This is a genomic window from Rhodococcus sp. P4_B6 (assembly GCF_056402215.1).
Genome location: NZ_JBFUHV010000136.1, coordinates 1 through 24,651, shown reverse-complemented (window position 1 = coordinate 24,651; position 24,651 = coordinate 1). Strand labels below are relative to the sequence as shown.

The following is a 24,651-nucleotide window of genomic DNA, read 5'->3' as shown; positions in this document are numbered from 1 at the left end:
TCGATCCCGAAGGTCTCGGTGAAGGTGTTGGTGAACAAAGTGGTTCCTCGATGTGGGTTTGGTGGTCAGGACGGGAGGTCAAATGCGCGGATTGCGTTCTCGCGCAGAAACGCTGCACGCGTCTTTTCATCGAGCTCGAGCTTGTCCAACCCGGACAGGCAGTCGGGGGCCGGCCAGGCCGGGTGGTTGGAGCCGAACAGCACCTTGTTCCGGCCGTGCCCGCGGAGGTAGTCGACGATCTCCGCCAGGTAGCGGGAGGTCTTGTACGCGGAGGTGTCGATGTAGACGTTCGGGTACTTCGTGGCCAGCGAAATGGCTTCACCCGTCCACGGAACTCCGATGTGGCCGGCGATGATCCGTAGTTCGGGGAACTCGAGGGCCACGTGGTCGAGGTACGGGATCGGGCGGCCGGGTTCGGAGGGGCACAGCGGGCCGGTGTGCCCGATCTGCGTGCAGAAGGCGATGTCGAGGTCGCAGCACGCCGCGTACAGCGGGTAGTACCGGCGGTCGTCCGGAGGCAGGTCCCACAGCCACGGCAGGACCCGCAGGGCGCAGGCGCCGTACTCCTCGACGCATCGGCGCAGTTCTCGTACCGCCTCCATCGGCTGGTGGAGGTTGACGGAGGCGACCATCAGGAAGCGGTCCGGGTGGCGTTTGACGATGTCCCCGACCTCGTCGTTGCTGATCAGCGGTCCCGCGGGGGCGTGCCAGGCGCTGAGCAGGCCCAGTTCGACGCCGGCCTCGTCCATCCGGTCGATCGTCCACGACACCGGCGGTTCGGTTTCGGGGATGGTTCCCTTCGACCAGTGGCGCAGGGAGTCCAGGAACGGCATGTCGAGCCATCGCTGGGTCGGGTGCTGCATCCAAGTGTCGATTGTGTTGGTCAACATGCTGCCTCTCGAAGTGATTCCTTCTCAGGCGGTTTCGGGAATAGGGCGAGCCGCCCGACTGTTGCCGGTTCCGGTGTCCTCCATGGCGCGGTGCCGGGTTTCGGGCAGGGCGAGGGCACAGGCGAAGCTGAGGAGGCCGAACCCGGCGAGCATCCACCCGACGGCGGTGCTGCCGTATCGAGAGGTCAGTTCCGCGGCGAGCATGGGTGCGGTGCCGCCGCCGATGACGCCGGCGATCGCGTACGCCATACCGGCGCCGGTGTAGCGGTATTCGGTGTGGAACATCTCCGGGAGCAGTGCCCCCGCGGGACCGTAGGAGACGCCCATGATGACCAGGGCGAGGGCCAGGCCGGCGAGGAACGCGAGCGGGGAGCCGGTGTCGAGGAGGGGGAAGAGCACCAATCCTCCGGGGATGGCCACGATGCAGGAGGCGAGCACCAACTTGCGGCGGCCGATTCGGTCGGAGTAGATGGCGGACAGGATGATTGCCGCGCAGAAGACGGCGGCGGCCAGGAGTCCGAGGGACAGAACTGTGGTGCGGCTCAGGCCGAGGGTGGCGGTGCCGYACGAGGTGAGGTATGCGGTGCCGATGTAGAAGAACGCGAACATCATCGCCAGGGATCCGGCGGCAACGAGCAGCTCACGGGGCTGGTTCTTGAAGACCCCGAGGAGCGGGCCCGCGCCGGTGTGGCGACTCTGGGTGGCCTGACGGGCGAACATCGGTGTCTCCTCCACCTTCAACCGGACATAAAGGCCGATGAGCACGAGGAGTGCGCTGGCGATAAAGGGGATCCGCCAGCCGTAGTCGAGCAACGCCTGCGAGGTTTCGCCGACGAAGACGTTGACCGCCAGGAAGGTGCCGTTGGACAGAGCGAAGGCCAGTGACGGTCCCAGCTGCGGGAATACCGCGTACAGGCCCCGTTTGCCGGTGGGGGCGTATTCGGTGGCCAGCAGGGTTGCCCCGGCCCATTCACCGCCGACGGCGAGGCCCTGCGCAATCCGCAGCGCAATCAGCGCGATCGGTGCGGCCACACCGATGGTGGCGGCACCGGGGAGCAGTCCGATGAGGACGGTGCTGATCCCCATCAGCAGCAGTGTGCTGACCAGTGTCTTCTTGCGGCCGATCCGGTCACCGAAGTGGCCGAAGATCGCGGCTCCGAGGGGCCGGGCGACGAACGCGACGGCGAACGTGGCGAAGGACGCGACGGTGCCGGCGGCGGTGCCGAGGGCGGGGAAGAAGACCTTCGGGAAGACCAGTGCTGCCGCGGTGCCGTAAATGAAGAAGTCGTAGAACTCGATGGTGGTGCCGGTGCAGCTGGCAATGGCGACACGGCGCATCGGGGTGGTCGGTGGGCTCGTTACCGGGTCGACGGTTCGGGACATCTGAGATCTCCTGCTCGGTGGGCCCATCCGCCCGCTGGCGGAGGAGCTGAGGTACGACGAGCAGTGTGAGCGCCGTTACATCGGGTCCTACACCCCCCAAAGTGGGTTGCCCTCCCGGGCAGCTACTTTCGTGGGTACGGTTCGGGCGTGCCGAGTCCCGCGTTCGCACGGGTCAGCGGAGGAGACCGCGCTCACGGGCGGCGAGGATCGCCTGCACCCGGTTGGTCGCGTGCAGTTTGCGCATGGCGCTCTTGAGGTAGGACTTGACGGTGTTGGGCAGCAGACCGAGGGCCTCGGCGACCTCACGGTTGCTCAGCCCGCGTGCGACGTGTTCGAGCACGTCGACCTCGCGGGGCCGCAGCAGCGTGGGGGGTTCCTGCGATCTGGCAGACCCCAGCACGGGCGCAAACCGGTTCCCCACGGCCTCCACTTTGGCGCGCAGGGTCTCGTCCTCGATCTGGTCGGCCAGGTTCGTCAGTTCCTGAGCGATGTCGTACAGGTCGGCGCGACTGAGCGTCGCCCGGTCGGCCTCGGCAGTGGTGCGCATGAGGCTCAGCCGTCGCCGCACTTCGTCCTCGACCGCGATGTCGCGTTCGAGCCGCCGGACCAGCGGGGTGAAGCTGTCGAACCAGCGGTCGCCCAGGCGCACATGGGTGCGGGCCGCCAGGTAGATCAGGATCCGGGGCGTGCGGTCGACGATGATCGGAAGCGCGGCCAGGGTCTCGATCGCTTCCGGTCGCACGGCGTGGTCGTAGACGTGGGTGATGCCTTGCGACGAGATGTAGTCGGCCACCGACACCGGGCGGGCGAGCATCAGCGCCTTGCCGCCGAGTCCCTCACCGTTGCGGACGACCAGGTTCACCGCCGAGCGGGTGCGGACCCCGGTCAGGTCGGTGATCTCCATCGCCGCTGCCCCGTGATGCACCGGCCCACCGAACACCATGTCCATTCCGGCGTGCTTTCGGAGAGTCTCCAGCGAGCGCGCGAGGATGCGCCGTTCGATCGGCGTATCGGTTTCGAATGACATGGTCACGTCGGCCTCCAACTAAACATCTGATCCCGAGGCTAGTGAGTGCCGTCACGCCGTGGCAACGTCGTACCCACGAAGGTGGGTACGACATCCCCGACCTACCTTCGGGGGTCCCGCTCCGTTCGTTTCACGGGTCACATACCTCCCAGAACGGAGGAACACACATGGACATCAGGCTGAGTCATACCGTCGGTCCGACCGAGCGGCCGCTGCTCGAGATGACGATCGGCGACAACTTCGACCGGACCGCCTCGAGATTTCCCGAGCGCGAGGCTTTGGTCGACGTTCCCACGGGCCGGCGGTGGACGTACGCCGGTCTCCGCGCCGACGTCGATGCGCTGGCTTCTGCCCTGCTCGAGGAGGGGATCGTCCCCGGGGACAGGGTTGCGATCTGGGCCCCGAACTGCCCTGAATGGGTGCTGGTGCAGTTCGCGGCGGCGAAGGTGGGTGCCATCCTGGTGAACCTCAATCCCGCATACCGCTCCCACGAACTCGAATACGTCCTCACCCAGGCGGGGATCCGGCTGATGTTCGCGGTCCAGTCGTTCAAGACCTCCGACTACGAGGCGATGGTCGCAGAGGTTTCGCCCCGGTGCCCGGGGCTCGATCGGGTGGTAATTTTCGGCAGCGACGAGTGGGCGTCACTGTTGATCCGCGGAGATCAGGCCTCGTCCGAACGGCTCACCGAGGTGCAGGCCGTCCTGTCACCGGACGATCCGATCAACATCCAGTACACGTCGGGAACCACCGGGTCGCCGAAGGGTGTCACCCTCTCGCACCGCAACATCCTCAACAACGGGTTCTTCGTCGGCGAGCTGCTCGGCTACACCGAACTCGACCGGATCTGCGTGCCGGTGCCGTTCTACCACTGCTTCGGCATGGTCATGGGCAACCTCGGGGCCAGCACGCACGGCGCGTGTGTCGTCATTCCGTCACCGTCGTTCGATCCCGTCGCCACGCTGACGGCGTGTGCGCAGGAGCAATGCACCTCGGTATACGGAGTGCCGACGATGTTCATCAGCATGCTCGACGTCCCCGACTTCAGCTCATACGACCTCTCGTCGATACGCACCGGAGCCATGGCAGGCTCACCGTGCCCGGTGGAGATCATGAAGCAGGTCACGGCGTGGGCACCGGAAGTGGCGATCGCGTATGGAATGACCGAGACATCCCCGGCCTCCACCCAGACCTGGGTGGACGACTCCCTGGACCGGCGGGTGTCCACCGTCGGCCGCGCCCACCCGCACGTAGAGGTCAAGGTCGTCGATCCTGAGACCGGCGAGGCCGTGCCACGAGGACGGTCCGGTGAATTGTGTGTCCGCGGTTACTCGGTGATGCTCGGCTACTGGAACGAACCCGACAAGACCGCCAAGGCCATCGACGCTGACGGCTGGATCCACAGCGGCGACCTCGCGGTCATGGACGAGGACGGGTTCGTCGCCATCACCGGACGGATCAAGGACATGGTGATCCGCGGCGGGGAGAACATCTACCCGCGGGAGATCGAGGAGTTCCTCTACACCCATCCCGACGTCCTCGACGCCCAGGTGATCGGAGTTCCCGACGACAAGTTCGGGGAAGAGCTGATGGTCTGGCTGCGGCTACGCGAGGGCGCCGAGAAGATCGACGCCGACAACCTCCGGGAGTTCTGCACGGGCCGACTCACGCACTACAAGATCCCGCGCTACGTGCACTGCGTCGACGAGTTCCCCATGACCGTCAGTGGGAAGGTCCGCAAGGTCGAACTGCGCGAACAAGCTCTCCAGATCCTCGGGTTGTAGACCCGAACACGCCCATACTCGAACAACATTCACGACAAGCCAAACGGAGGACATGATGAGCTGGACAATCGAACGACGTGGTCGCGTCGCCGTCGTCACGATGAACACCAACCCGGTCAACGCGCAGAACCGCGCCTTCTTCGCCGACCTGCACGACGCCTTCGATCGACTCGAACGCGACCACTCACAGTCGCCGGTGGTGCTGACCGGCACCGGCACCCGATTCTCCGCCGGCCTGGACCTGGCCGAGCACTTCCGGCTCTTCGCCGGCGACGAGGCAGCAGTCGCATCCTGGTTCCAGGACTATCGGGCAACCAATATCCGGTTGTTCACCTACCCGAGACCGACGGTGGCCGCGGTGAACGGACACGCCTTCGCCGGAGGTCTCATCACCGCCGCCGTGTGCGATCGCACGGTCGCCGCCGCCGGCGAGGCCCGGTTCGGAATCAACGAGGTCAACATCGGGATCCCGATGCCGGCGGTATATCTGCGGATGCTGGCGTACGCCTGGGGGCAGCCGGTGGCATCCCGGACCTGCCTGCAGGGGGAGATCTTCTCCGTGCACGAGGCACACGAAATGGGGATTCTGCACGAGGTGGTGCCAGCCGACGAACTACTTGACCGGGCCGTCGCCCTCGCCGAGTTGACCCCCGAGGACTGCATCGACAACTACGCCTATACCAAGCAAGCCTTGCAGGCCCCGACCCTGCGTGACATCGCGGACCTGTCCGACCCACTGGACCGGAAGGAACTGGCCGCCGGCATGACGAGCGAGCCGTCCCGGCGCGCCCACCGCCGGTACTGGGAACAGCTCAAGGGCCGCCCCGCCGACTGGTGACCGGAGTGGACACCAATGGCGCAGAACGGTTGCCCGACTGGGTGATCTGGCAGCATCGGCCTTTCCCCGATGCCAACCTACTGCTGATCGACGGGCGGGAAGCGGCGCTCGTCGACAGCGGCTTCGTCGGACACGCGCAGCAGACAGCCGACTGGGTGCGGGCACACAGCAACAACCTCACCCGAGTCGTGAACACGCACTGGCACGCCGACCATGTCGGAGGCAATGCGCTGCTCCAGGCGAGGGGCGCCGGCATTGCGGCCAGCGCCCCGGACGCCGACGCCGTCGCGCGTCGCGACCCGGGCTGCTGTCTCGCGGAGTACCTCGACCAGCCGGTCGCTCCCTACACCGTCGACGAGCCGGTCGACGACGGGCACGTGCTCCGGCTCGGTGACGCCGACTGGGAGGTGGTCCGCACCCCCGGCCACACCCCGGGCCACTTGGCGTTGTGGCAGCCTGAGGAACGGCTACTGGTTGTGGGAGATGCGTTGTCGGACTACGACGTCGGCTGGGTCAACAGTGCCCTCGACGGCCCCGACGCGGCACACGCGGCCCTGCAGTCGCTCCACCGGCTGACCGACCTGCAGCCGCGGGTGCTGCTGCCCGTGCACGGACCGATTCCCGCCGACCCCGGCGCGGCGTTGGCCAGTGCACGGCGCCGGGCGCGACGCCTCGTCGACGACCCGGACGGCGCAGTATGGTACGGAATTCGGCGAATCTTCGCCTTCGCATTGATGATTCGTGACGGAATCTCCGCCGACGAGGTCGAGCCCTACCTGCATGCCCGTGCTTGGCTCGTCGACGCAGGCCGGCTGCTGCGCCTCACCCCCGAGGCGCTTGCCGCCGAACTGGTCGAGACGATGGTGCGCGGTGGTGCCGTGGTCGTTCGGAACATGCGGCTGTACGCGGCGGCCGAGCACACCCCGGTCACGCCGGGAACGCTGCCGGTGCCCTTCCCCCGGGAATGGCAGTCCCCGGCACCCACAGGTCCAGCGCGGCCGTGATGAACGAGCCCTATCCGACCACCCGCTCGACCAGCAGCACGGCCCCGATTCCGATCATCGCGGCACCGGAAATCCAGGTCACACCCCGCGCTGCGGCGGGGCGGGTGCGTAGCACCACCCGCGCACCTGCCCCCACCCCGGTGTAGACGACGGCGCAGCTGGCCGTGTGTACCAAACCGAGCAGCAAAATCTGCAGCGCGAGCGGCCACCGCGCGCCCGCGTCGGTGAACTGCGGAAGCAGAGCCAGGAACAGCAGGAACACCTTCGGGTTCAGCCCGCTGATCCCCAGGCCCTTGACGGCCTGCCGTACCCACGATTCGGGTGCCTGCTCGGGACCGGCCTGCGGCGGCGCCGAAGGTTTTGCGAGCGTCGTGATCCCCAGCCACACCAAGTACGCCGCCCCGACCCCGGTCAACGCGGTCAGCACCAAGGGCGAGCGGGAAACCAGCGTAGCGACGCCGGCCGCCACCACCGCGGTCATCACCAGGTGCCCCGACAACAGACCACCGACCGCCGGCACCACGGTGCGATGCCGCAACCCAGCCGCGATCGCGTACGCCCAATCCGCGCCAGGCGTCAGCACGAACAGAAAAGAAACCGCCCAGAACGCGGCAACGGTACCGATCGCCATAATCTCCCTAGTCCTTCACTCTCGCGGAACACCAGAACGCCCAGCGGTTCCGATAAGAAAGACTAGAAATAATGGAGGAGAAAGTGTTGCCAAAGATTCCCTGAACACCCCACGTTTGGGGAAGAATCTTCCGCATGGACAGCGTTGACAGGAAAATCCTTGCTGAACTCCAGCAAGATGGTCGACTCACCCTCACCGAACTCGCCGACCGGGTCCGCCTCAGCATCTCGCCCTGCCACCGGAGGCTGCGCGCACTGGAGAGCTCCGGCGCGATCACTGGTTACCGCGCGCAGCTCGACGCCCACGCGCTGGGACTCACATTCGAGGCGCTCGTCTTCGTCACCATGCGCGCTGCCGACCGCGACACCATCGAGGCATTCGAACAGGCCGTAGCTGCCATTCCCCATGTCCTGCAGGCTCAACGGCTGTTCGGCGACCCCGACTACCTTCTGCGGGTCATCACCCGCGACCTCCCCGGCTTCCAGGCGCTCTACGACGAAAGCCTCGCCACCCTCCCCGGCGTCCAGCGCCTCAGCTCCACCCTCGTCATGAAGAGCGTTTCCGACAACCGGCCACTGCCCCTGTGAGGGCTGGGAGAGTTCAGTGGGCGCGGGCGGGACTGGCTGGACTGCTCACGGCCGGCAGACGAAATCTGCCGCTCGGCACGACCTCCTCGAGCGTAAGTGGTGTAGCGCGACAACGTCCCCGCCGACGCGACTCGGGAGAACCCGCGTGGTGGTGTTCGGCGAACGTGGAATCGGCCGACCGATAAGCATTGTCATGCGCCGGCGAAAGATAAATCGTCTGCCGCATCGGCCACTGATCGTGCCATCCTCGAAGCAACTCAAGGCTAAGGAAAGTAGGACGCGTCGTGAAGGTTGCAATTATCGGGTGTGGGGAAGTTGGGCGTGCGTATGCCCTGGCCTGTGCGGCCGCCGGCTACGAACTCGTGCTCGTGGACCCTCGTCCGTCGGCTGCGACTACCGCAGTCGCCGATCAGACTCGGGCGGCGCTCCATCTCTCGCCGGACGAGGCCGTCGGCGACGTGGACCGGGTGTGGATCTGTGTGTCCGGAGACCTGGTGAAGACGATTACTACATCTCTGATCGGAAAGTTGCCCGGTCACGCCGTGGTAGTCGATCTGACGACTGCGTCGCCGGACGACAAGCGCGAGTGCTCGGCGACCCTTGCAGCGCACGGCATCGAGTATGTCGATGCCGTGATCATGGGGTCGGTGACGCTGACCGGATCGCGCACCGCGTTGCTGGCTGCGGGCCAGAAGGCCGGAGAAGTACTCGCCGAGTTCGCAGAGTTCGGGGCGCCGGTGCAGACGATGGCCGGCGGCCGGGCGGGTGACGCCGCCGCAATCAAGCTTCTGCGTACGATCCTGACCAAGGGTCTCGAATCACTTGTCGTCGAGTGTTTCATGGCCGCCGAGCAGCAGGGCCTCCGCAACAATCTCTACGACGTATTGACCGATGTCGACACCATTGGGTTCGTTCCCTTCTTGGAGATGCTGATCACCAGCCATGTTCAGCACGCCGAGCGTCGGATGCACGAGGTGGAGCGGGCCCGCGCCCAACTTGCGGAGATGGGTTGCCCGTCGGTGGTTCTGGCCGGCACCGAGGCGCGCTTCGCTCTGACCTCAGCGGCATTGAAGGACAAGGGCCCTGGACAGCTCGCCGCAGGTGATGTGGCTTCGACCATCGCATGGCTGTTGAACTCGGCTCGGGCATCCGAGACTGTCTGACACGCTCAACCAGTCCGTTAAGCGGACTTCTCTGCGGGCGGTACCCGAGACGCATAGTGCGACAGAGTATGTCGTGGGAAACTTCGTGCGTGAGAGTAACCGTCATTGGTGTCGGCCGGATCGGCGAGGCACTCGTAGCAGGACTGTGTCGAGCGGGGACGTCCGCTGAATCGATCACCGTCATCGGTCGCACTATGGAACGGACATTCGAGGTCGCGCATCGGCACGGGGTACGAGTTGCCGATATGCGAAATCTTCCCAAGGAGTGTGACGTTCTGGTGGTGGCGGTGAAGCCGCAGCAGATCAAGGACGTGTTGCCCGACCTCGGAGTGGCGCTGCACGGATCGACTCGCCGTCCGGTCGTGCTGTCGGTGGTGGCAGGGGTGGCCACCAAGAGAATCGAGCAATTTCTTCCCTCTGTGGTGCCGGTGGTACGCGCGATGCCGAATACCCCGATGACGGTGGGCGCGGCGGTCACTGCGATCGCGCGTGGCGGCGCGGCAACCGAGCGCGATCTGCGGCTGGTCGAGTCCGTGTTGGAGTCTGTCGGTGAGGTACTGCGTGTCCCCGAGGATCAACTCGACGCCGTCACTGCAGTTTCCGGTTCTGGCCCTGCGTACGTGTTCCTCGTGGCGGAGATGATGATCGACGCGGCGATGAAGCTGGGACTGGACCGGGCAACGGCGGACAGGTTGGTGACCGGAACCTTGGCCGGCTCGTCGGCGATGCTCGGTGACGCCGACCCGGTCCAACTGCGGGCGGCTGTGACATCGCCGGCGGGGACAACGGCAGCGGCGTTGGAGGTCTTCGAACAATCCGACATTCGGCAAACGTTCCGAGGAGCATTGACCGCGGCACGTGACCGATCGCTGGAACTGTCCGGCATCGTGCGCCCACCCCTGGCTCCGGCGTCCGCTGACCAGCACTGAGCGGGGTGCCGCCTGCCCGGGGCGGCACCGCCGCTACGAGCGCGTGCGGACCTCGGGATCCGGCACGCTGCGGGCCGAGTCGCCGTGGGGGATCACTTCGGGCTCCTCCCCGCCGACCGGACGTTTCACCCTCCGCGGCGGCATCGCAACCACCCGAATCGCGAGGGTGACCACGACGACACCGACGACCTGGGTGGGGGAGAGGCGCTCGCCGAGGACCACGACGCCCAAGACGACGGCGAGAACCGGTTGGAGCATCAGGAGGCTGGCTCCCACCCCAGGGGTGAGGCGCGGCAGAGACACGCCGACAAGGATCCAGCCGGCGACCTGCCCGACGATCGCGAGTGCGGCGAGCCAGCCCACTGCGGCCCACCCGGGGGACAGGTCGACCGGATCCCAGATGAGGGCGAGCACCGTGCCGGTCGCCCACGCGACGACGGACGAGCAAAATACTTGCGAGGAAGCGCGATTCGGTGGGCACCAGGCACCGATCGCGAAGACGTAGGCTCCGTAACAGATCCCAGCGACCAGGGCCAGCACGGATCCGTACGCGATCGTGTGGAGGTCGGCCGTGGGCTGCGCGATACCAGTGGTGAGGGCCACTCCGGACAGCAGGAACGGGACCGCGACGATGTAGGCCTTCGACGGCCGTTTGCCCGTGATGCACAGCCCCAGCAGGGGAGCGACGACCACCTGGATGTTGACCAGGACGCTGGAGACGCCGGCTCCGACGAGGGCGACCGATTGCGCCCACATCGCCATGTCTACACCCAACAGAACCCCGGCGACCACTTGCACGGTCAGCACCCGTCGAGGCAGCGGGCCGTGCTTGCGGTAGTCGTGCCAGGCGAGAGCCGCGAGAATCGGGACCGCGATGAGGTATCGGACCAGAATCGTCGTGGCGGTCGACACGGAAGCGAGGACGATGAAGATCCCCGAGCCGGCGAGAGCCGCCGCGCCGAGGCCGAGTTGGAGGGTGGGAGGGAGATGCCGGGTTTGGTCTCGGCGGTTAGCGAGCAGCACGGACTTGCAGGGTGACTCCCGCGCCTGCGGTGTCGGTATCGAAGTAGGTGAAGCCGGCGCCGGTGGGCAACCGGCCCCGCAACTTCGGGGACGGGCCGGCGGCGGTGACTCGGGCTTCGGCCGCGTCGACGTCGGGGACGGAGAATCCGAGGTGGAACACCCCTTCGCCGTGTTCGTCGAGGAACCGGCGTTGCAGCGTGTTGCCCTCGGGCGGGCAGCACAGCTGCAGTTGTACATTTCCGAGTTCGGCGTACCGGTACTCGAGCTTCATGAAGTCGTCGACATCGGGGGCCTGCAGGTCGGGGCGGAACGCCTCGAGCGACGGAAACGGGTGCCAGGGGCCGATCCCGAGGGACTCGTAACAGGCCACGGCCCGGTCCATGTCTGCCACGACGACGCAGACGTGATGCAGGTGCTGGAATTCACTGGTCATGGGGCGATTACCTTTCTGTCGCCATGCGCTGGTCGTACTCGTGTGCGGCCTGCTCGAATGTCTGGCCGGCGCGTGGGTTCCACTGGATGCCGGAGCGGGCCTTGATGCCGGGCTTGAGACGTTGGGTTTCGTCGTAGTCCTCCCAGGGGTGGAAGAACAACGGTTCGGCCTCCTCGATGGCCGTCAGGTGTCGCGCAAATCCGTCCAGGTAGCCCTGCCGCTCGTCGGCGCTGACCCGGCCGGGCATCCAGGCCGCGAACGGCGGCAGTACGGTGAAGCCGGTGTAGGCGAGGATCCCGTTGTGGATGGGCCACAGCACGTGGAGCAGGTCGCCGTCGATGCCGTTCGGCTCGTACAGCGTCGAATCGGTCCCGGTTGTCAGGCAGATCATCGCCTTCTTTCCGAAAAAGTGACCCTTGCCGTACTTGCGGCCGGCCGAGTAGGCGAAGCCTCGGGCGAACACCCGGTCCACCCACCCCTTCAGAATGGCCGGCATCGAGAACCACCACACCGGGAAGTGGAAGAGGATCAGATCGGCCTCGGCCACCTTGCGCTGTTCCTGCTCGATGTCGAACGCCTGCGTCCGCGTGGCAAAGGCATGCTCCTGTTCGCGGGAAAGATCCAGGTAGTCGGCGTCGACTCGCTCACCGGTGAAGTCCTGGCTGTCCAGTTCGGCGATCCACTTCATGGCGTAGAGGTCGGAAACGGTCACCTCGTGTCCGAGGTCGGTCAGGGTCCGGACCGCGGTGTCCTTGAGGGCACCGCAGAACGAGCGGCGCTCGGGGTGCGCGAAGACCACGAGAATGTTCATCGGTTGTCTCTCTCGATAGGGAAAGGTGGTCGATGGTCTGACCAACGGTCTCATGTTGGTCGTGGTGAGGTCAAGCGAACCGGCCCGGCGCTTGGGGCGGCCGGGCCGGTTCGTCAGGAGTTCGGACTCTGCCGGATCTCGAGGGTTACTCCGGCCGACGGCGGTGTCTGCAGGTAGGCGAATCCGGTCGAGTCGGGGCGGCGCCCGTACATCCACGGTTCGAGTCCGACGGCGCGAGCGGCCTGGGCTCCTGCGTCGACGTCGTCGACGACGAAGCCGATGTGGAAGACTCCGCCGCCGGTGCGGTCGAGGAATTGTCGCTGCGGGGAGTTGCCGGGTCCGGGTTCACACAGTTGCAGCTGGAGTCCCGGGGCGTCGGTGTACTTGTAGGTCAGGTCCAGGAAGGCATCCAGGTCCGGCACGTCGAGGTCGGTGAATGCGCTGAGCGGCGGGAAATCCTGCCATCCGCCGATGCCGACCTTCTCGTAGAACGCGATCGCAGCGTCGATGTCGGGCACGACGATGCAGACGTGGTGCACCGCGTCGAACGGTGGAGTCATGATGGCGTCCCTTTCAGGTGAGCGGTGCTCAGGGGTGGGTGAATCCGTACAGCCGGTGGGCGTTGGTGGTGAGGATCGCCTCGCGGGTCGCGGGGTCCGGTGCCCAGTCAGGGAGCAGATCCAGAAGGGTGCCGACGTTGGGCATCTGTCCCCAGAACCCGACGTGCGGCCAGTCCGAACCCCACACACAGCGGTCGGGTGCGGCCTCGATCAGGCTCTGCGCGAACGGAATCGTGTCGGAATAGTCCGCCGTTCGCGCCATCCGGAAGGCCCCGGACAGCTTGGCCCACGCGCCGTCTGCCATCAGTTTCAGAAACTGTGTCCATTCGGGTGCGTCGACACCGGCGGCGACGTCGAAGTCGCCCATGTGATCGACCACGTAGGGCACGGTCAGCGTGCGCAGGTTTGCAGCCGCGGCGGCGAGATGCCTTGTGTTGGTGAGGAACTGCAGGTGCCAGCCCATCTCCGCGCAAATGGCGTCGTACCGGGCGAGCTGGTCGAGGCCGATGCCGCCGCCCGACAGGGTGTTGAGCCGCAACCCCACGACACCCGAGTCCTGCAAATGGGCGAGCGTGCGATCGTCGACGTCGGGCGCGACCACGGCGACCGCACGCAGCCGGTTACGGGCCCCCTCGACGGCTTCGAGCATTACCGTGTTGTCTGTGCCGTGCACGCTGATCTGCACCAGCACCCCGTAGGTAGTTCCCACGGCGTCGAGCATCGACAGGTACTGCCCGGCGGATGCCGGTGGCGGGGTGTAGCTGCGCTCGGGGACGAAGGAGTGCCCCACGACGTGCGCGTGGGTATCCACCGCGCCTGCGGGCAGGGCGAACCGTCGCGGCGCGTGCGGGGCTGGGTCCGGCGCCGGGCACACCTGGTCGACTTTGTCCGTTCCGAAATCCATGGGTGTCTATCCTCGCTCTCGGCGTTCGGTCAGCGGGCCGACTTGATCAGGGTCTTGGCGATGGTGTTCTTCAGGACCTCGGACGATCCTCCGGCCACCTCGTAGGCCTTGGCGTCGCGGAAGTAGCGTCCGAACGGTGAGGTTTCCTGGGTACCGGTCGCCCCGCAGACCTGCACGGCCATACTCGCGACCTTCGTGGCCAGTTCGGCGGCAAGCAATTTCGCCGCGGACGAGGACCGCTGGTAGTCCCCGCCGGAGTCGAGGTCGCGGGCGGCCTGGTAGGTGACGAGTCGAGCGGCATCGATCTCCGCGGCGGCCTGAGCGAAATACCATTGGATGCCCTGGAAGTCGATCACGTTGCCGTCGAACGCGGGCCGGGTGCGCACGTACGCGAACGCGTCGTCGAACGCAGCGCGGGCGATGCCCAGTGAAATGCCCGCAGCGAGGGTGCGGCTGTTCGACAAGGTGACCAGGGCCTGCCGCAGCCCATTGCCTTCCACACCGATCAGGGCGTCCCCGGGGATCTCGACGTCGTCGAGGACGAGGTTGACGTGCGGGCCGTTGCGCAGCCCGAAGGTCTGCGCTTCCCGGGTCTGCCGGGTACTGACACCGGGGGCGTCGCGATCGACCGCGAACGTGGAGACCCCGACCGGGGTCTCGGCCAGCACGACGAAGAACTCGGCACGCGACCCGGACGTGATGAATGCCTTCTCCCCGGTCAGCACCCACCCGTCGCGTTCGTTGCCGCGGGCTTTGGTGTCGAGGGTGCGGATGTCGCTGCCGTGCCCGCGCTCGGTCAGCGCGTAGGAGGCGCGCAGGCCGTGCGCATACCGCGGCAGGACCCGTTCCTTGAGGCTGTCGCGGCCGTAGAGTTCGATGATCTTGCTGCTCTGCAGGATCGTGATCAGCGAGACTCCCAGGCTCGCCGACCCGGCTCCGAGTTCCTCGAAGACCCCGAGGGCGTTCTCCATCGACTCGCCCTGGCCGCCGTACCGGGTCGGCAGGGTCATCGCGTTCCAGCCCAGCTTCGCTGTCTGCTCGACCAGGTACACCGGATACACATCCTGGTGGTCGATCTCGTCGGCGACGGGTTTGACCACGTCGTCGCTGAATTGGCGTGCGGGGGCGGCGATCTTCTCGTCGACCAGGTATCTCCAGAAACTCATGGTTCGGCCTTTGCTCGTGATCTCGGTATCGGTGATGAGTCAGGGTTGATGTYGGATGGGTGGCCGGGACGGTTCATCGGGATGACTCCCGCACCCCGAACCCTCAGGCAGGCTGGAGGGCGTGTAGTTCGTCGAGAATCCGCGCGTTGTAGCCATCCATGTCGACGAGTTCCTGCTCGGGTGTGGCGAGGTCGTAGGTGCGCACACCCGACCGGTGGACCACCTCGAGCGCCGAGCGGATCCTGGTTGCCCGGCCCAGGAGCCGCAGGTCGGGGCACCAGTCGAGCAGTGCTGCCAGCGCGAGCCAGGCGCCCGTCGGGTTGGAGCGGCGGGTGCCGGTCCGGTGTGGTGAGGATCCGTGTGCCGGTTCGAACAGTGCGGTGATGCCCGACCCGAAGTTCCGGTCGGGGTTGATCGTGGCGGATCCGCACAGAGCGGGGGAGCCGGCCCGGGCGCAGACGATATCGGAGAGAATGTCGCCGAAAATGCCCTCCGTGGCGATCACAGCGGGCAGCTGCGGATAACTGACCAGTTCGTAGGCTGCGCGATCGACGTTGACGTGATCGAACGCAACCCCGGTCCGGTCGGCGACCTGTTCGGCAGTGGCACGCCACAGCCGTGAGGTCGCGAAGACGCTGGCCTTGTCGACACTGATGTACCGGCGCCCGGGAGCATCTCCGGTGAACCCGGCCGCCAACTCCAATACTTCGCCCACACGAGCGGGCAGGAGCCGGAGCTGGTCGACCGCGGCGCTGACACCGCCGCTCTCCTCGCGCTCGCTGGGATCGGCGTACGCGCCGCCGGTGATGTTGCGGACGATGGTGACATCCTCGCTCAGCTGTGGAACCCACACCGTGCGGACACTGACCCGCAGGTCGAACAGGTTGCGGAGGGAAATCAGCGCCGCCTCCGGATTGGGGCACTCCTCGGCGGCGACCCCAGGATGCGTTCCGACCGCCCCGCTGAGCACGACATCGGCACTGCGGCACGCCTCGATGGTCTCCTCGGGGAGGATCGAACCGGTCGCCTGCCAACCGGCGGTGCCGTAGGGCAACGGCCCGGTCAGCGTGAGCGGAGCACCGGCGGCGGCGAGCCGGCGGAGAAACTCGAGCGGCCCGTCGAGGATCTCACTGCCGATCCCGTCGCCGGGCAGAACTGCGATGACAGTCATGGGGTGCGTCCTTTCGCGGAGGGGAGGATCGTGGGCCGTCAGGACATCGCGGTCCAGGACAGGACCTGCTGCTCGTGCAGAAGCCGACGCTGAACCTTGCCGGCGGCGGCGTCGCGGGGAATCGTCGCCACACGCGCAATGTGCGCGGGACGCATGAACACCGGCAAATCGGCGATGGCGTCGCGGATGGACTCGAGCGGCACGCTGTCGGCGACCACGTAGAGGACGACATCGTCGTCGACCAGCTCACCGGGCTTCTTCCACAATGCGAGGTCGGTGAGAGCGTCGATCGTGCCGAGTCGTTCCTCGACGTACGGGATGGGCACGAACTCGCCCTTGACACGGATGCTTTCGGCCGCCCGCTCGAGGAACACCAGGCCACCCTGGTCGTCGCGTCGGCCGAGGTCGCCGGTGGCGAACCAGCCGTCCTCGTCGCGGCTCGGGTCGACGGCGCCGTCCCGGAAGTACCCGGCGAACAGGGTGTTCGGCGCGCTCTCGCGTACGTAGATCTGACCGTCGTCGTCGAGATGGTCCTCGACGTCGGCTCGGGTCTGTCCGCCGAATCGACTGGCGTTGGAGGGGATCTCGGATTCATCGGTGAGTGACCAGCGGTGCAGGTGGCTCACTCCGGCTGCCTCGGTGGAGCCGTATCCAGATACGGCGACGGGAATGCCGAAGCGGGACATGAATTCCCGGTCGGCGTAGAACATGGTGTGGACCCTGTGTTCACCGGAGTCGGCGGTCGTCGTGGCGCGCTTGAGGATTTCCACGGGCGGTGCGTGCAGCGCCAGCGCGGTCACCCCGTGCTCGCGGACAGCCGGCCAGAAGCCGCTGGCCGAGAACTTCCGGACTGTCAGGGCGTCGGCGCCGGCGCACAGGGCGCCGATGATGCCGTATCCCATCGGATTGATGTGGAACAGTGGCAGCGGAGCGAGCATCCGGTCGCCTGCCTGCAGGTCGAGGGCTTCGGCCATCGCCGAACCCAACCTCAGGAAGTACTCGTGGGTCTGGGCGCAGAACTTCGGCAGCCCGGTGGTTCCGGAGGTGTGCATGAAGGAGGCGAGGTCCGACGGTGCAGCGTCGAGGCCGGGGCTGGACTGCGGGTCGACCGGTGCCCACTCCCGAGCCGTCGACAGTGGGAAGGTGCGCATCGTCGCGGGGAGAGTGTCGAGGTCGGTGAACACGGCGGCCGGATCCAGGCGCTCGAGCATCTGCGCGAGCAGTTCCGGCGGATACGTGGGGTTCACCAGGGCCACCGGGGTGCCCGAGAGCAGACACGCCATCCACACCAGCATGTACTCGGTGGAGTTGTTCGCGACGATGGCCAATCGCTGATCACGCCGAATGCCCAGTTCCTGCAGTTCCTGCGCACCTGCGGCGGCGATGCGGACCGCGTCGGACAGGAGGATCTGGTCGTCGACGGTGCCCACCCGGAGATCGGGTCGATCCGATGACCGTTGCAGAAGGAGTTGGGCGAGGTTCGTGGTGCTCATGTCGTCTCTTCCGGGCTGGAGGGCAGGGCGTCGTCACACCGCGAACGGGCTGGCCGCGGGCGGTGGAAGGTCGCTCCCTGGAGCTGGTTGCACAGTCGATGGTCGCCGACGGATTCAGATAAGAGAACGGCCCTCAGCTAGCGTCAGCGGTAAGCGAAACTTATGTCTCGTGTCGGTCGACATGCCCCGTTGGGGCTGATGACCTCGGGCGCCGCTGTGATACACATACGCCATGTCCACAGCCTCTCCCTTCGGCGCCGACTTCGAGTCGCTGCTCTCACCCGCGGTCCGCACGACGTCAGTGGACGACGTGGTCGCTAAGCTTCGCGAGATTCTGCTGACCGGCGGGGTGGCCCCGGGGGAGAAGCTTCCGAGCGAACGGGAGTTGGCCCGGTTGCTGCAGGTCAGCCGGACCACAGTCCGTGAGTCTCTGCGCACACTCGAGGCGCATGGGCTGATCACCATACGTCTCGGTGGCAGCGGTGGCGCATTCTTCAACCCCCCGGACCCGGGCCTGATGGGCTCGGCGTTGGCGATGCTCCTCGCGTTCGAGTCCGTGTCCGAGGAGGACCTCACCGACTACCGCATCGACTTCGAGCAGGAAAACGCTGAGCTGGCGGCCCGGCGGGCCACGGACGACGAGATGGCGGGCCTGCAGACGATCCTCGACGAGGTGCGCGAACTGGGCTCCTCCGGCTCGACCGACTGGGACCGGGTGCGCGCCCTGGATCTGACCGTCCACGAACTGCTGCCGAGACTTTCCCACAATGCCGTCCGCGTGGCGATCTCGGCGGGCATCCACGACGCACTCGCCCGTAGCTTCGCGCAGGTCGAGCCGAGCGCGTCGAGCCCGGAGCTGCTGCGGGACGAAGTGATCGAGCTGCTCACCAAGGTCATTGCGCGTGACGGTGACGGTGCCCGCGCGGCGATGGCAGGGCATCTGCGGCGCTGGCGTTCGTAACGCCGTTAACAAACTTAGTGGCCGCCGTAACAAACCGTTAACTGCTGTGCATTGACTCACTCGTACCACTATGGGACCGTTGGTCAGACCATCGACCACCCCCTCTGGAGACGATTGATGAATATTTCCGCCGGCCGTACCGGCCTCTTTCCCATCGGCCCCACCGATCCCTACGCCTTCGCTACCGGCTCGACCGAGCGCGCGGAGATCGCCGCCGCGCTCGACGAGATCCGCAACACCGACTTCCAGGTCGCGAGCAACATCGCCGGCAAGGAGGTCCGCACCGGCCGCACCATGGCCATCCAGGCGCCGCACAACCACTCGCAGAAGCTCGGTGAGCTCGACCTGGCCGGCCCGTCCGAGACCCAGGCCGCGATCGACGCCTCGCTCGATGCGGCCCGGTGGTGGGGCACCCTGCCCTGGGAGGAGCGGGTCGCCCCCTTCCTCAAGGCAGCCGACATGCTCGAGCACGGCCCGTGGCGGGCCAAGCTCAACGCCGCGACGATGCTCGAACTGTCCAAGACCACCTACCAGGCCGACATCGACGCCGCCTGCGAGACAGTCGATTTCATCCGCGCGAATGTCAAGAACATGCTCGACATGTACGAGACGCAGCCCGGCTCGCAGGCAGGTGCGTGGAACCGAATCGAGTACCGGCCGCTGGAGGGCTTCGTCTTCGCGGTCACCCCGTTCAACTTCACGTGCATGAACAACCTCGCGTTCGGGCCCGCAGTGCTGGGCAACACCGTGGTGTGGAAGCCGGCCGAGAGCGCCTCGCTCGTCGCCCACCTGTCTCTGCAGTTGCTGCGTGAAGCCGGTCTGCCGGACGGTGTCATCAATGTCGTCTACGGCACCGGCGGCGACGTGGGCCCCACCGCCCTCGGCAACGAACACCTCGCCGCCGTCCACTTCACCGGTTCCACCGGGACCTTCCAGCACATGTGGCAGGAGGTCGGCAAGAACGTCGGAACGTACCGCAACTACCCGCGAGTGGTCGGCGAGACCGGTGGTAAGGACTTCATCCTGGCCCACCCGAGCGCCGATCTCGAGGCGTTGGCAGTCGCCTGTATCCGCGGCGCCTACGAGTTCCAGGGCCAGAAGTGCTCGGCTGCCTCCCGGCTCTACGTGCCGCGCAGTCTGTGGCCGCGCCTGAAGGATCGGCTCATCGCGCTGACCGAACAGATCAAGGTCGGCGACCCCACCGACCCCGAGGTCTACGTCGGCGCCGTCATCAACGGCCGCCAGCACGCCAAGCACACCGAGATCCTCGCGCGGGCTCGCGCCGAGAAGGCCGTGGTCGTCGGCGGTAACACCGACGACAGCGTCGGCTGGTTCGTCGACCCGACAATTCTCGAGGTCACCGATCCCCACTCGCCGCTGATCACCGAGGAGATCTTCGCCCCGGTTCTGACCACCTATGTGTACGAGGACTCCGACTGGAACGACGTACTGCGTCTGGTCGACACCTCGACGCCGTACGGCCTCACCGGCGCCGTGTTCGCCGAGGATCGTCGCGCGGTCGAAGAGGCCGACGCCGCCCTGCGGTACACGGCAGGCAACTTCTACGTCAACGACAAGCCCACCGGCTCCGTCGTCGGCCAGCAGCCGTTCGGCGGTGCGCGCGCGTCGGGCACCAACGACAAGGCCGGCACGGTGTGGAACCTGATTCGTTTCGCCAGCCCGCGGACCACGAAGGAAAACCACCTGAGGGTGACGGACTACCGCTACCCCCACCTCGAGAAGTAACGTCCGATTCACGACAGGAAACGTCATGACCAATCCAACCGTGTACGACGTCGTGGTCGTCGGAGCCGGCATCATCGGTGCCAGCTGTGCACACCACCTGGCCCAGCAGGGGCATAAGGTCGCCGTGCTCGAGGCGAAGGCCGGTGCCGCCGAGGGCAGCACCGGGCTGTCGTTCGCCTCGGTCCGTGCGCAGTGGGCCGACGGCCTCAACACCGAGCTGTCCTGGCGCAGCATCCGCTTCTATCGCGACTTCCAGGACCGGCACGGCATCGACATCGGGTACCAGCCCAACGGGTACCTGTTCCTTGTGCCGGAAGCGAACTGGGAACGTCAGCTCCACGCTGTCGAGCTCCAACGCGCCCACGGTGTCCCGGTCGAGGTCCTCGACGTCGACCGGGCCCAGAAGATCACCCCCTTCGACCCGGCCGGAATCGGCGGGGCCACCTGGGGGACGGCCGATGGGCAGATCGACCCACACAGTGCGACGAACGCCTTCCTCGCGCTCGCTCGCGGCAAGGGCGCCGACGTCTTCTTCAAGGCACCGGTGGACGCGATCGACAAGGCCGGCGAGCTGTGGACCGTCTCGGCGGGCGACCGCGCGGTTACGGCCCGCCATGTGATCAACGCAGCGGGCGGTTGGGCGGGCGAAGTCGCGGGTCTCGCAGGGCTCGACGTGCCCGTGGTGCATTCCCGCCGCAACGTCTACGCCACCGCCGAGGGCGCCCTCGATTCGTACGTGCCGATGACGGTGGACCTGGCGACGGGTGTGTACATGCGCAGCGAAGGTAGGCGACTGCTCTTCGCCGGCGCCAAGCCCACCGAGGTCGACGGATACAACACCGCGATCGACTGGCCCTGGATGGAGGAGTTGCTGGCGCTGGCCGCCGACCGCTTCCCCTGGCTGGTGGAGCTGCCACTCGATCGCCGCGCCTGCTGGGCGGGCACCTACGAGAACACCCCCGATCACGACGGCATCGTCGGCGCCGACCCACGAGAACCGCAGTGGATCAACGCATGTGGCTTCTCCGGGCACGGCCTGATCCAGGCGCCGGAGATCGGTCGACTCGTCACCGAGCAGGTCACCACCGGGGCCATTACCAGCATCGACCTGTCCGAGCTGTCCCTGACCCGATTCCAGACCGGTGCCATCGAGAATTCGGTGTCGCTGGTCTTCTGACCGGCGTAGGGGTACGGCTCCCGCCCGAACCCTCCAGGTCACCGGCCAGGCCTCAGTCCTGCCGACGGCCGCATCGAGAATCGGACACGGCGAATGGTGCGGGCAACAATGCACCACGCCATCGCCGCGCCCAACCCCGAAAAGCCAGGGGGAGGCGGCAAGTTCAATGACGCACTCGCTGCCTTCCTCTGGCCGGGGAGTAATCTCCCCGCTCCAGGTTGCCCGTCCTCGACGTGGCAAGACTCCCAGATCCCCTTCTGTCCGCGCCCTTTCGGCCCGGCAGAGTCACAGGGCGAGAACACTTCCGACTCCGGAGGTAAGCGAATGCACTCGCTGCCATCACTCAGGATGAACGCTCTCAGGTGACTGTGTTCTCCGTCACCAACGCCCTGTAATCTTCGATCTGTCCTCCTCCGGCGCTTCGGATTTCGAATCCGAACCGGATGCAGGGCACCCCCGCCCTCCCTCCCCTCAGCGCTCATGTGCCGAAGAAACTGCCGGCGCCGCTGATCACGAAACAGGAAACTCATGGCACTTTCATCCGCACCATCGGGTGGCATCGCCGCCCCGGGAGCGTCGTCGGAGAAATTGACGCGCTCGATGTCCCTGACCAACCTGATCTTCCTCGGTGTGAGTGCGCAGATCGGCTCCGGGTGGTTGTTCGCCGTTCTGTCCGCCGCAGGGGCCGCAGGACCGGCCGCAGTCTTGTCCTGGGTACTCGCAGCTCTACTTTTCGGTGTCATCGCGATGCCCTGGATGGAACTGGGCGCCATGCTCCCCCGCTCGGGCGGACCGGTCCGGTACCCGAGTCTGTCGCACGGCATGATGACCGGCTGGCTGGTCGGCGGCGCGTACTGGATCGCCACCGTCGCGGTCACTACCCTCGAGGCCCAGGCAGTGCTGACCTATGTCAGCAGCAACTGGCCTGAACTCGGGTTAATGCACGAGGTCGACGGGCTCGAGATCCTGACCTGGCCGAGGGGCATCCTCGCCGGTGTCGCCATCCTCGCCGTCTTCACCGTCCTCAACATCTTCGGCATCAAAATGCTCAGTGAAGCGAACCGTTGGATCACGCTGTGGAAGATCGCGATCCCGACGCTGACCTTCATCCTGCTGTTCACCGCATTCCGCAGCTCCAACTTCACCGAGACCGGATTCTTCGCCATGGGCTTCGACGGCGTCCTCCACGCCATCCCCGCCACCGGTATCGCCTTCGCCTACCTCGGCTTCCGCCAGGTCCTCGACTTCGGCGGCGAATGCAAGAACCCGCAACGCAACATCCCCATCGCCATCGCCGCATCCATCCTCATCCCGATGGTCGTCTACGTGCTGCTCCAGGTTGCGTTCATCGGAGCACTGGACTGGGCCGCCGCCGGCCTGGCACCGGGCCAATGGGGATCGCTGCTGTCGAGTGACTGGGCATCGGCACCACTGTTCCAGGCCCTGATCGCCGCCGGGTTCGGCGGATTCGGCACACTGCTCCTGATCGACGCGATCGTCTCCCCTGCCGCAACCGGGTGGGTGTTCCTCGGTAGTGCCACCCGGTCGACCTACGCACTGTCCGAGCACGACATGGCACCGTCGCTGCTGCAGCGACTGAACCGATTCGCCGTGCCGTGGATGTCGCTGCTCGTCTCCTTCGCCGTGTCCTGCCTGTTCCTGCTCCCGCTGCCGAGCTGGTACCGCCTCGTCTCCATCGTGTCGGTGGCACTGCTGCTGAGCTACCTCGTCGGCAGCTCCAGCATGATGGTTCTCCGCCGCACCGCCCCGGACCTGCCGCGTCCCTTCCGCCTCCGAAATGCCGGACTCTGGGCGCCCGCCAGCTTCGTGGCAACCCTGATCCTGGTGTACGTCGCCGGCTTCTCGACCGTCCTCAACCTGGCCATCGTGGTCTTCGCGGGTACCCCGGCATACGTCGCATACATCGCCGTACGACAGGGTTGGATCACCCGCGCTCGCGCGTACAGCTGGTCCGCAGTATTCCTCGCGGCGTGGGGCTTCGTGAGCTGGCAGGGTGGATGGTTCATGACGGTCAGCGGCGGCCAGCGAGAAGGCGCCTGGGATACCCCCGCCTATCTGGTGGCCTGCACGGCAGTGCTCGCCGTCGGCGGGATCGTCCTCTACCTGATGAGTAACACCGTTGGCCGCGTGCATGTTTCCCGGTCGACCTGGTTCGTCACGTTGCTGGTGGCCGTGCTCTTCCTGTCCTTCTACGGAAGCTACGGGCCGCTCGACCACCCCGCCTTCGGTGAAGGCTGGGACCTGATCCCGGTGACGGTCGCAGGCCTCGCAGGCTACTACTGGTCGGTTGCCTCCGGCTTCCAGACCGACGAAGTGCGGGAAAATCACCTCGAAGACGACGTCGTCCCGGTGTGATTCCTCGAAGGGGGCGGCGCCGACCGGTGCCGCCCCCTTCGACGTTGATACAGGCCCCGCCGACCGCCGCGTCGCCCTCGCCGCCGGACTTCCGGAGAAGACGCCGGCGTACACCGTCAACCGGCTGTGCGGGTCCGGTCTGCAGGCGGTGTGGTCGGCGGCGCAGCAGATGCGCTGGGGTGGGGTGAACTTCGCCCTCGCCGGCGGCGACGAGAGCATGTCGCGGATGCCGTTCTACGACTTCTCGGCGCGCTCCGGCTACAAGCTCGGCGACCGGACACTGGTCGACGGCACCGTCGCGATTCTGACCGACCCGTTCGGTGGGGTGCACATGGGCCGCACCGCCGAGGCCGTGGCCCGCACGTACGACATGAGCCGGGAGCAGCAGGACGAGTTCGCCGTCGAATCCCAGCGCCGCGCCGCCACCGACGCCGCGCGGGCGGCGTTCGCGGAGGAGATCACCCCGGTGCAGATCGGGGGCCGGCGTCCCAAGACGGTCGAGGTCGACGAGCATCCCAAGCCCGACACCACCCTCGAGACCTTGGCGAAGCTGCGGCCGGCGTTCGAGGAGGGCGGGTCGGTGACCGCCGGCAA

At 66.6% G+C, this 24,651-nt stretch carries 23 protein-coding genes; 11 read left to right on the top strand and 12 right to left on the bottom strand.

The window, feature by feature from the left end; genetic code table 11:
• Positions 1-65: 65 nt before the first annotated feature.
• The 3 genes from AC1DWT_RS38255 to AC1DWT_RS38245 all read right to left on the bottom strand — a co-directional run bounded on the left by AC1DWT_RS38255 (position 66) and on the right by AC1DWT_RS38245 (position 3,300).
• On the bottom strand, positions 66-863 hold the full coding sequence (locus tag AC1DWT_RS38255; protein WP_257015734.1) for an amidohydrolase family protein: 798 nt from the start codon (positions 861-863) through the stop codon (positions 66-68).
• 51 nt (positions 864-914) lie between these two features.
• Positions 915-2,273, bottom strand: a complete 1,359-nt coding sequence (locus AC1DWT_RS38250; RefSeq protein ID WP_477924603.1) for an MFS transporter — start codon at positions 2,271-2,273, stop codon at positions 915-917.
• A gap of 172 nt (positions 2,274-2,445) precedes the next feature.
• Entirely contained in the window at positions 2,446-3,300 is an 855-nt protein-coding gene (locus AC1DWT_RS38245; RefSeq protein ID WP_072939569.1) for a helix-turn-helix transcriptional regulator, read from the bottom strand.
• Positions 3,301-3,467: 167 nt separating this feature from the next.
• On the opposite strand from AC1DWT_RS38245, the gene AC1DWT_RS38240 reads away from it, so the two are divergent.
• Genes AC1DWT_RS38240 through AC1DWT_RS38230 form a run of 3 tightly spaced genes read left to right on the top strand, consistent with a single transcriptional unit; the run spans position 3,468 to position 6,926 of the window.
• Positions 3,468-5,084, top strand: a complete 1,617-nt coding sequence (locus tag AC1DWT_RS38240) for an AMP-binding protein (protein ID WP_095863071.1) — start codon at positions 3,468-3,470, stop codon at positions 5,082-5,084.
• A 55-nt stretch (positions 5,085-5,139) separates the two neighbouring features.
• Positions 5,140-5,922, top strand: coding sequence for an enoyl-CoA hydratase/isomerase family protein (locus AC1DWT_RS38235; RefSeq protein ID WP_095863594.1), 783 nt, complete (start codon positions 5,140-5,142; stop codon positions 5,920-5,922).
• 5 nt (positions 5,923-5,927) lie between these two features.
• Positions 5,928-6,926, top strand: a complete 999-nt coding sequence (locus AC1DWT_RS38230; RefSeq protein ID WP_095863595.1) for an MBL fold metallo-hydrolase — start codon at positions 5,928-5,930, stop codon at positions 6,924-6,926.
• 10 nt (positions 6,927-6,936) lie between these two features.
• Here the strand turns inward: AC1DWT_RS38230 and AC1DWT_RS38225 are convergent, their stop codons facing one another.
• Positions 6,937-7,557: a LysE family translocator gene (locus AC1DWT_RS38225; protein ID WP_095863072.1), complete on the bottom strand. Its 621-nt coding sequence runs from the start codon at positions 7,555-7,557 to the stop codon at positions 6,937-6,939.
• 134 nt (positions 7,558-7,691) lie between these two features.
• Between AC1DWT_RS38225 and AC1DWT_RS38220 the strand changes: the two genes are divergently transcribed.
• From AC1DWT_RS38220 to proC, 3 genes are all read left to right on the top strand, one after another.
• On the top strand, positions 7,692-8,144 hold the full coding sequence (locus tag AC1DWT_RS38220; protein ID WP_095863073.1) for an Lrp/AsnC family transcriptional regulator: 453 nt from the start codon (positions 7,692-7,694) through the stop codon (positions 8,142-8,144).
• Positions 8,145-8,428: 284 nt separating this feature from the next.
• A complete protein-coding gene (locus AC1DWT_RS38215; RefSeq protein WP_477924599.1) occupies positions 8,429-9,307 on the top strand; it encodes an NAD(P)-dependent oxidoreductase in 879 nt (292 codons plus the stop codon).
• Positions 9,268-10,236: a pyrroline-5-carboxylate reductase gene (proC, locus tag AC1DWT_RS38210; RefSeq protein WP_477924598.1), complete on the top strand. Its 969-nt coding sequence runs from the start codon at positions 9,268-9,270 to the stop codon at positions 10,234-10,236. The genes AC1DWT_RS38215 and proC overlap by 40 nt, the downstream gene beginning before the upstream one ends.
• A 33-nt stretch (positions 10,237-10,269) precedes the next feature.
• Here proC and AC1DWT_RS38205 read toward each other — a convergent pair whose 3' ends face one another.
• The 8 genes from AC1DWT_RS38205 to AC1DWT_RS38170 all read right to left on the bottom strand — a co-directional run bounded on the left by AC1DWT_RS38205 (position 10,270) and on the right by AC1DWT_RS38170 (position 17,797).
• Positions 10,270-11,259: a DMT family transporter gene (locus AC1DWT_RS38205; RefSeq protein ID WP_179377635.1), complete on the bottom strand. Its 990-nt coding sequence runs from the start codon at positions 11,257-11,259 to the stop codon at positions 10,270-10,272.
• Positions 11,246-11,692 carry a VOC family protein gene (locus AC1DWT_RS38200; RefSeq protein WP_072939305.1) on the bottom strand — a complete coding sequence of 149 codons (447 nt, stop codon included), beginning with the start codon at positions 11,690-11,692 and terminating at the stop codon, positions 11,246-11,248. The genes AC1DWT_RS38205 and AC1DWT_RS38200 overlap by 14 nt, the downstream gene beginning before the upstream one ends.
• A gap of 7 nt (positions 11,693-11,699) precedes the next feature.
• A complete protein-coding gene (locus AC1DWT_RS38195; RefSeq protein ID WP_095863077.1) occupies positions 11,700-12,503 on the bottom strand; it encodes an NAD(P)H-dependent oxidoreductase in 804 nt (267 codons plus the stop codon).
• 113 nt (positions 12,504-12,616) lie between these two features.
• Positions 12,617-13,063, bottom strand: coding sequence for a VOC family protein (locus AC1DWT_RS38190; RefSeq protein ID WP_095863078.1), 447 nt, complete (start codon positions 13,061-13,063; stop codon positions 12,617-12,619).
• 28 nt (positions 13,064-13,091) lie between these two features.
• Entirely contained in the window at positions 13,092-13,967 is an 876-nt protein-coding gene (locus tag AC1DWT_RS38185; RefSeq protein ID WP_095863079.1) for an amidohydrolase family protein, read from the bottom strand.
• 29 nt (positions 13,968-13,996) lie between these two features.
• Positions 13,997-15,133, bottom strand: a complete 1,137-nt coding sequence (locus AC1DWT_RS38180) for an acyl-CoA dehydrogenase family protein (protein WP_095863080.1) — start codon at positions 15,131-15,133, stop codon at positions 13,997-13,999.
• A 103-nt stretch (positions 15,134-15,236) separates the two neighbouring features.
• On the bottom strand, positions 15,237-16,304 hold the full coding sequence (locus AC1DWT_RS38175) for an isocitrate/isopropylmalate family dehydrogenase (protein ID WP_477924594.1): 1,068 nt from the start codon (positions 16,302-16,304) through the stop codon (positions 15,237-15,239).
• A gap of 38 nt (positions 16,305-16,342) precedes the next feature.
• Positions 16,343-17,797 (bottom strand): AMP-binding protein, encoded by a 1,455-nt coding sequence (locus AC1DWT_RS38170; protein WP_095863082.1) that lies wholly within the window; start codon positions 17,795-17,797, stop codon positions 16,343-16,345.
• Between the two features lie 232 nt (positions 17,798-18,029).
• Here AC1DWT_RS38170 and AC1DWT_RS38165 point away from each other — a divergent pair, with 232 nt between their 5' ends.
• The 5 genes from AC1DWT_RS38165 to AC1DWT_RS38145 all read left to right on the top strand — a co-directional run.
• Positions 18,030-18,758 (top strand): FadR/GntR family transcriptional regulator, encoded by a 729-nt coding sequence (locus AC1DWT_RS38165; protein ID WP_095863083.1) that lies wholly within the window; start codon positions 18,030-18,032, stop codon positions 18,756-18,758.
• 117 nt (positions 18,759-18,875) lie between these two features.
• Complete coding sequence (pruA, locus tag AC1DWT_RS38160) at positions 18,876-20,504, top strand: L-glutamate gamma-semialdehyde dehydrogenase (protein ID WP_095863084.1); 1,629 nt, start codon at positions 18,876-18,878, stop codon at positions 20,502-20,504.
• A gap of 25 nt (positions 20,505-20,529) precedes the next feature.
• A complete protein-coding gene (locus AC1DWT_RS38155) occupies positions 20,530-21,681 on the top strand; it encodes an NAD(P)/FAD-dependent oxidoreductase (protein WP_072939281.1) in 1,152 nt (383 codons plus the stop codon).
• Positions 21,682-22,209: 528 nt separating this feature from the next.
• Entirely contained in the window at positions 22,210-24,057 is a 1,848-nt protein-coding gene (locus tag AC1DWT_RS38150; protein ID WP_095863085.1) for an APC family permease, read from the top strand.
• A partial coding sequence (locus AC1DWT_RS38145) for a thiolase family protein (RefSeq protein WP_477924590.1) occupies positions 23,990-24,651 on the top strand: 662 nt, incomplete at its 3' end. The genes AC1DWT_RS38150 and AC1DWT_RS38145, both read left to right, overlap by 68 nt.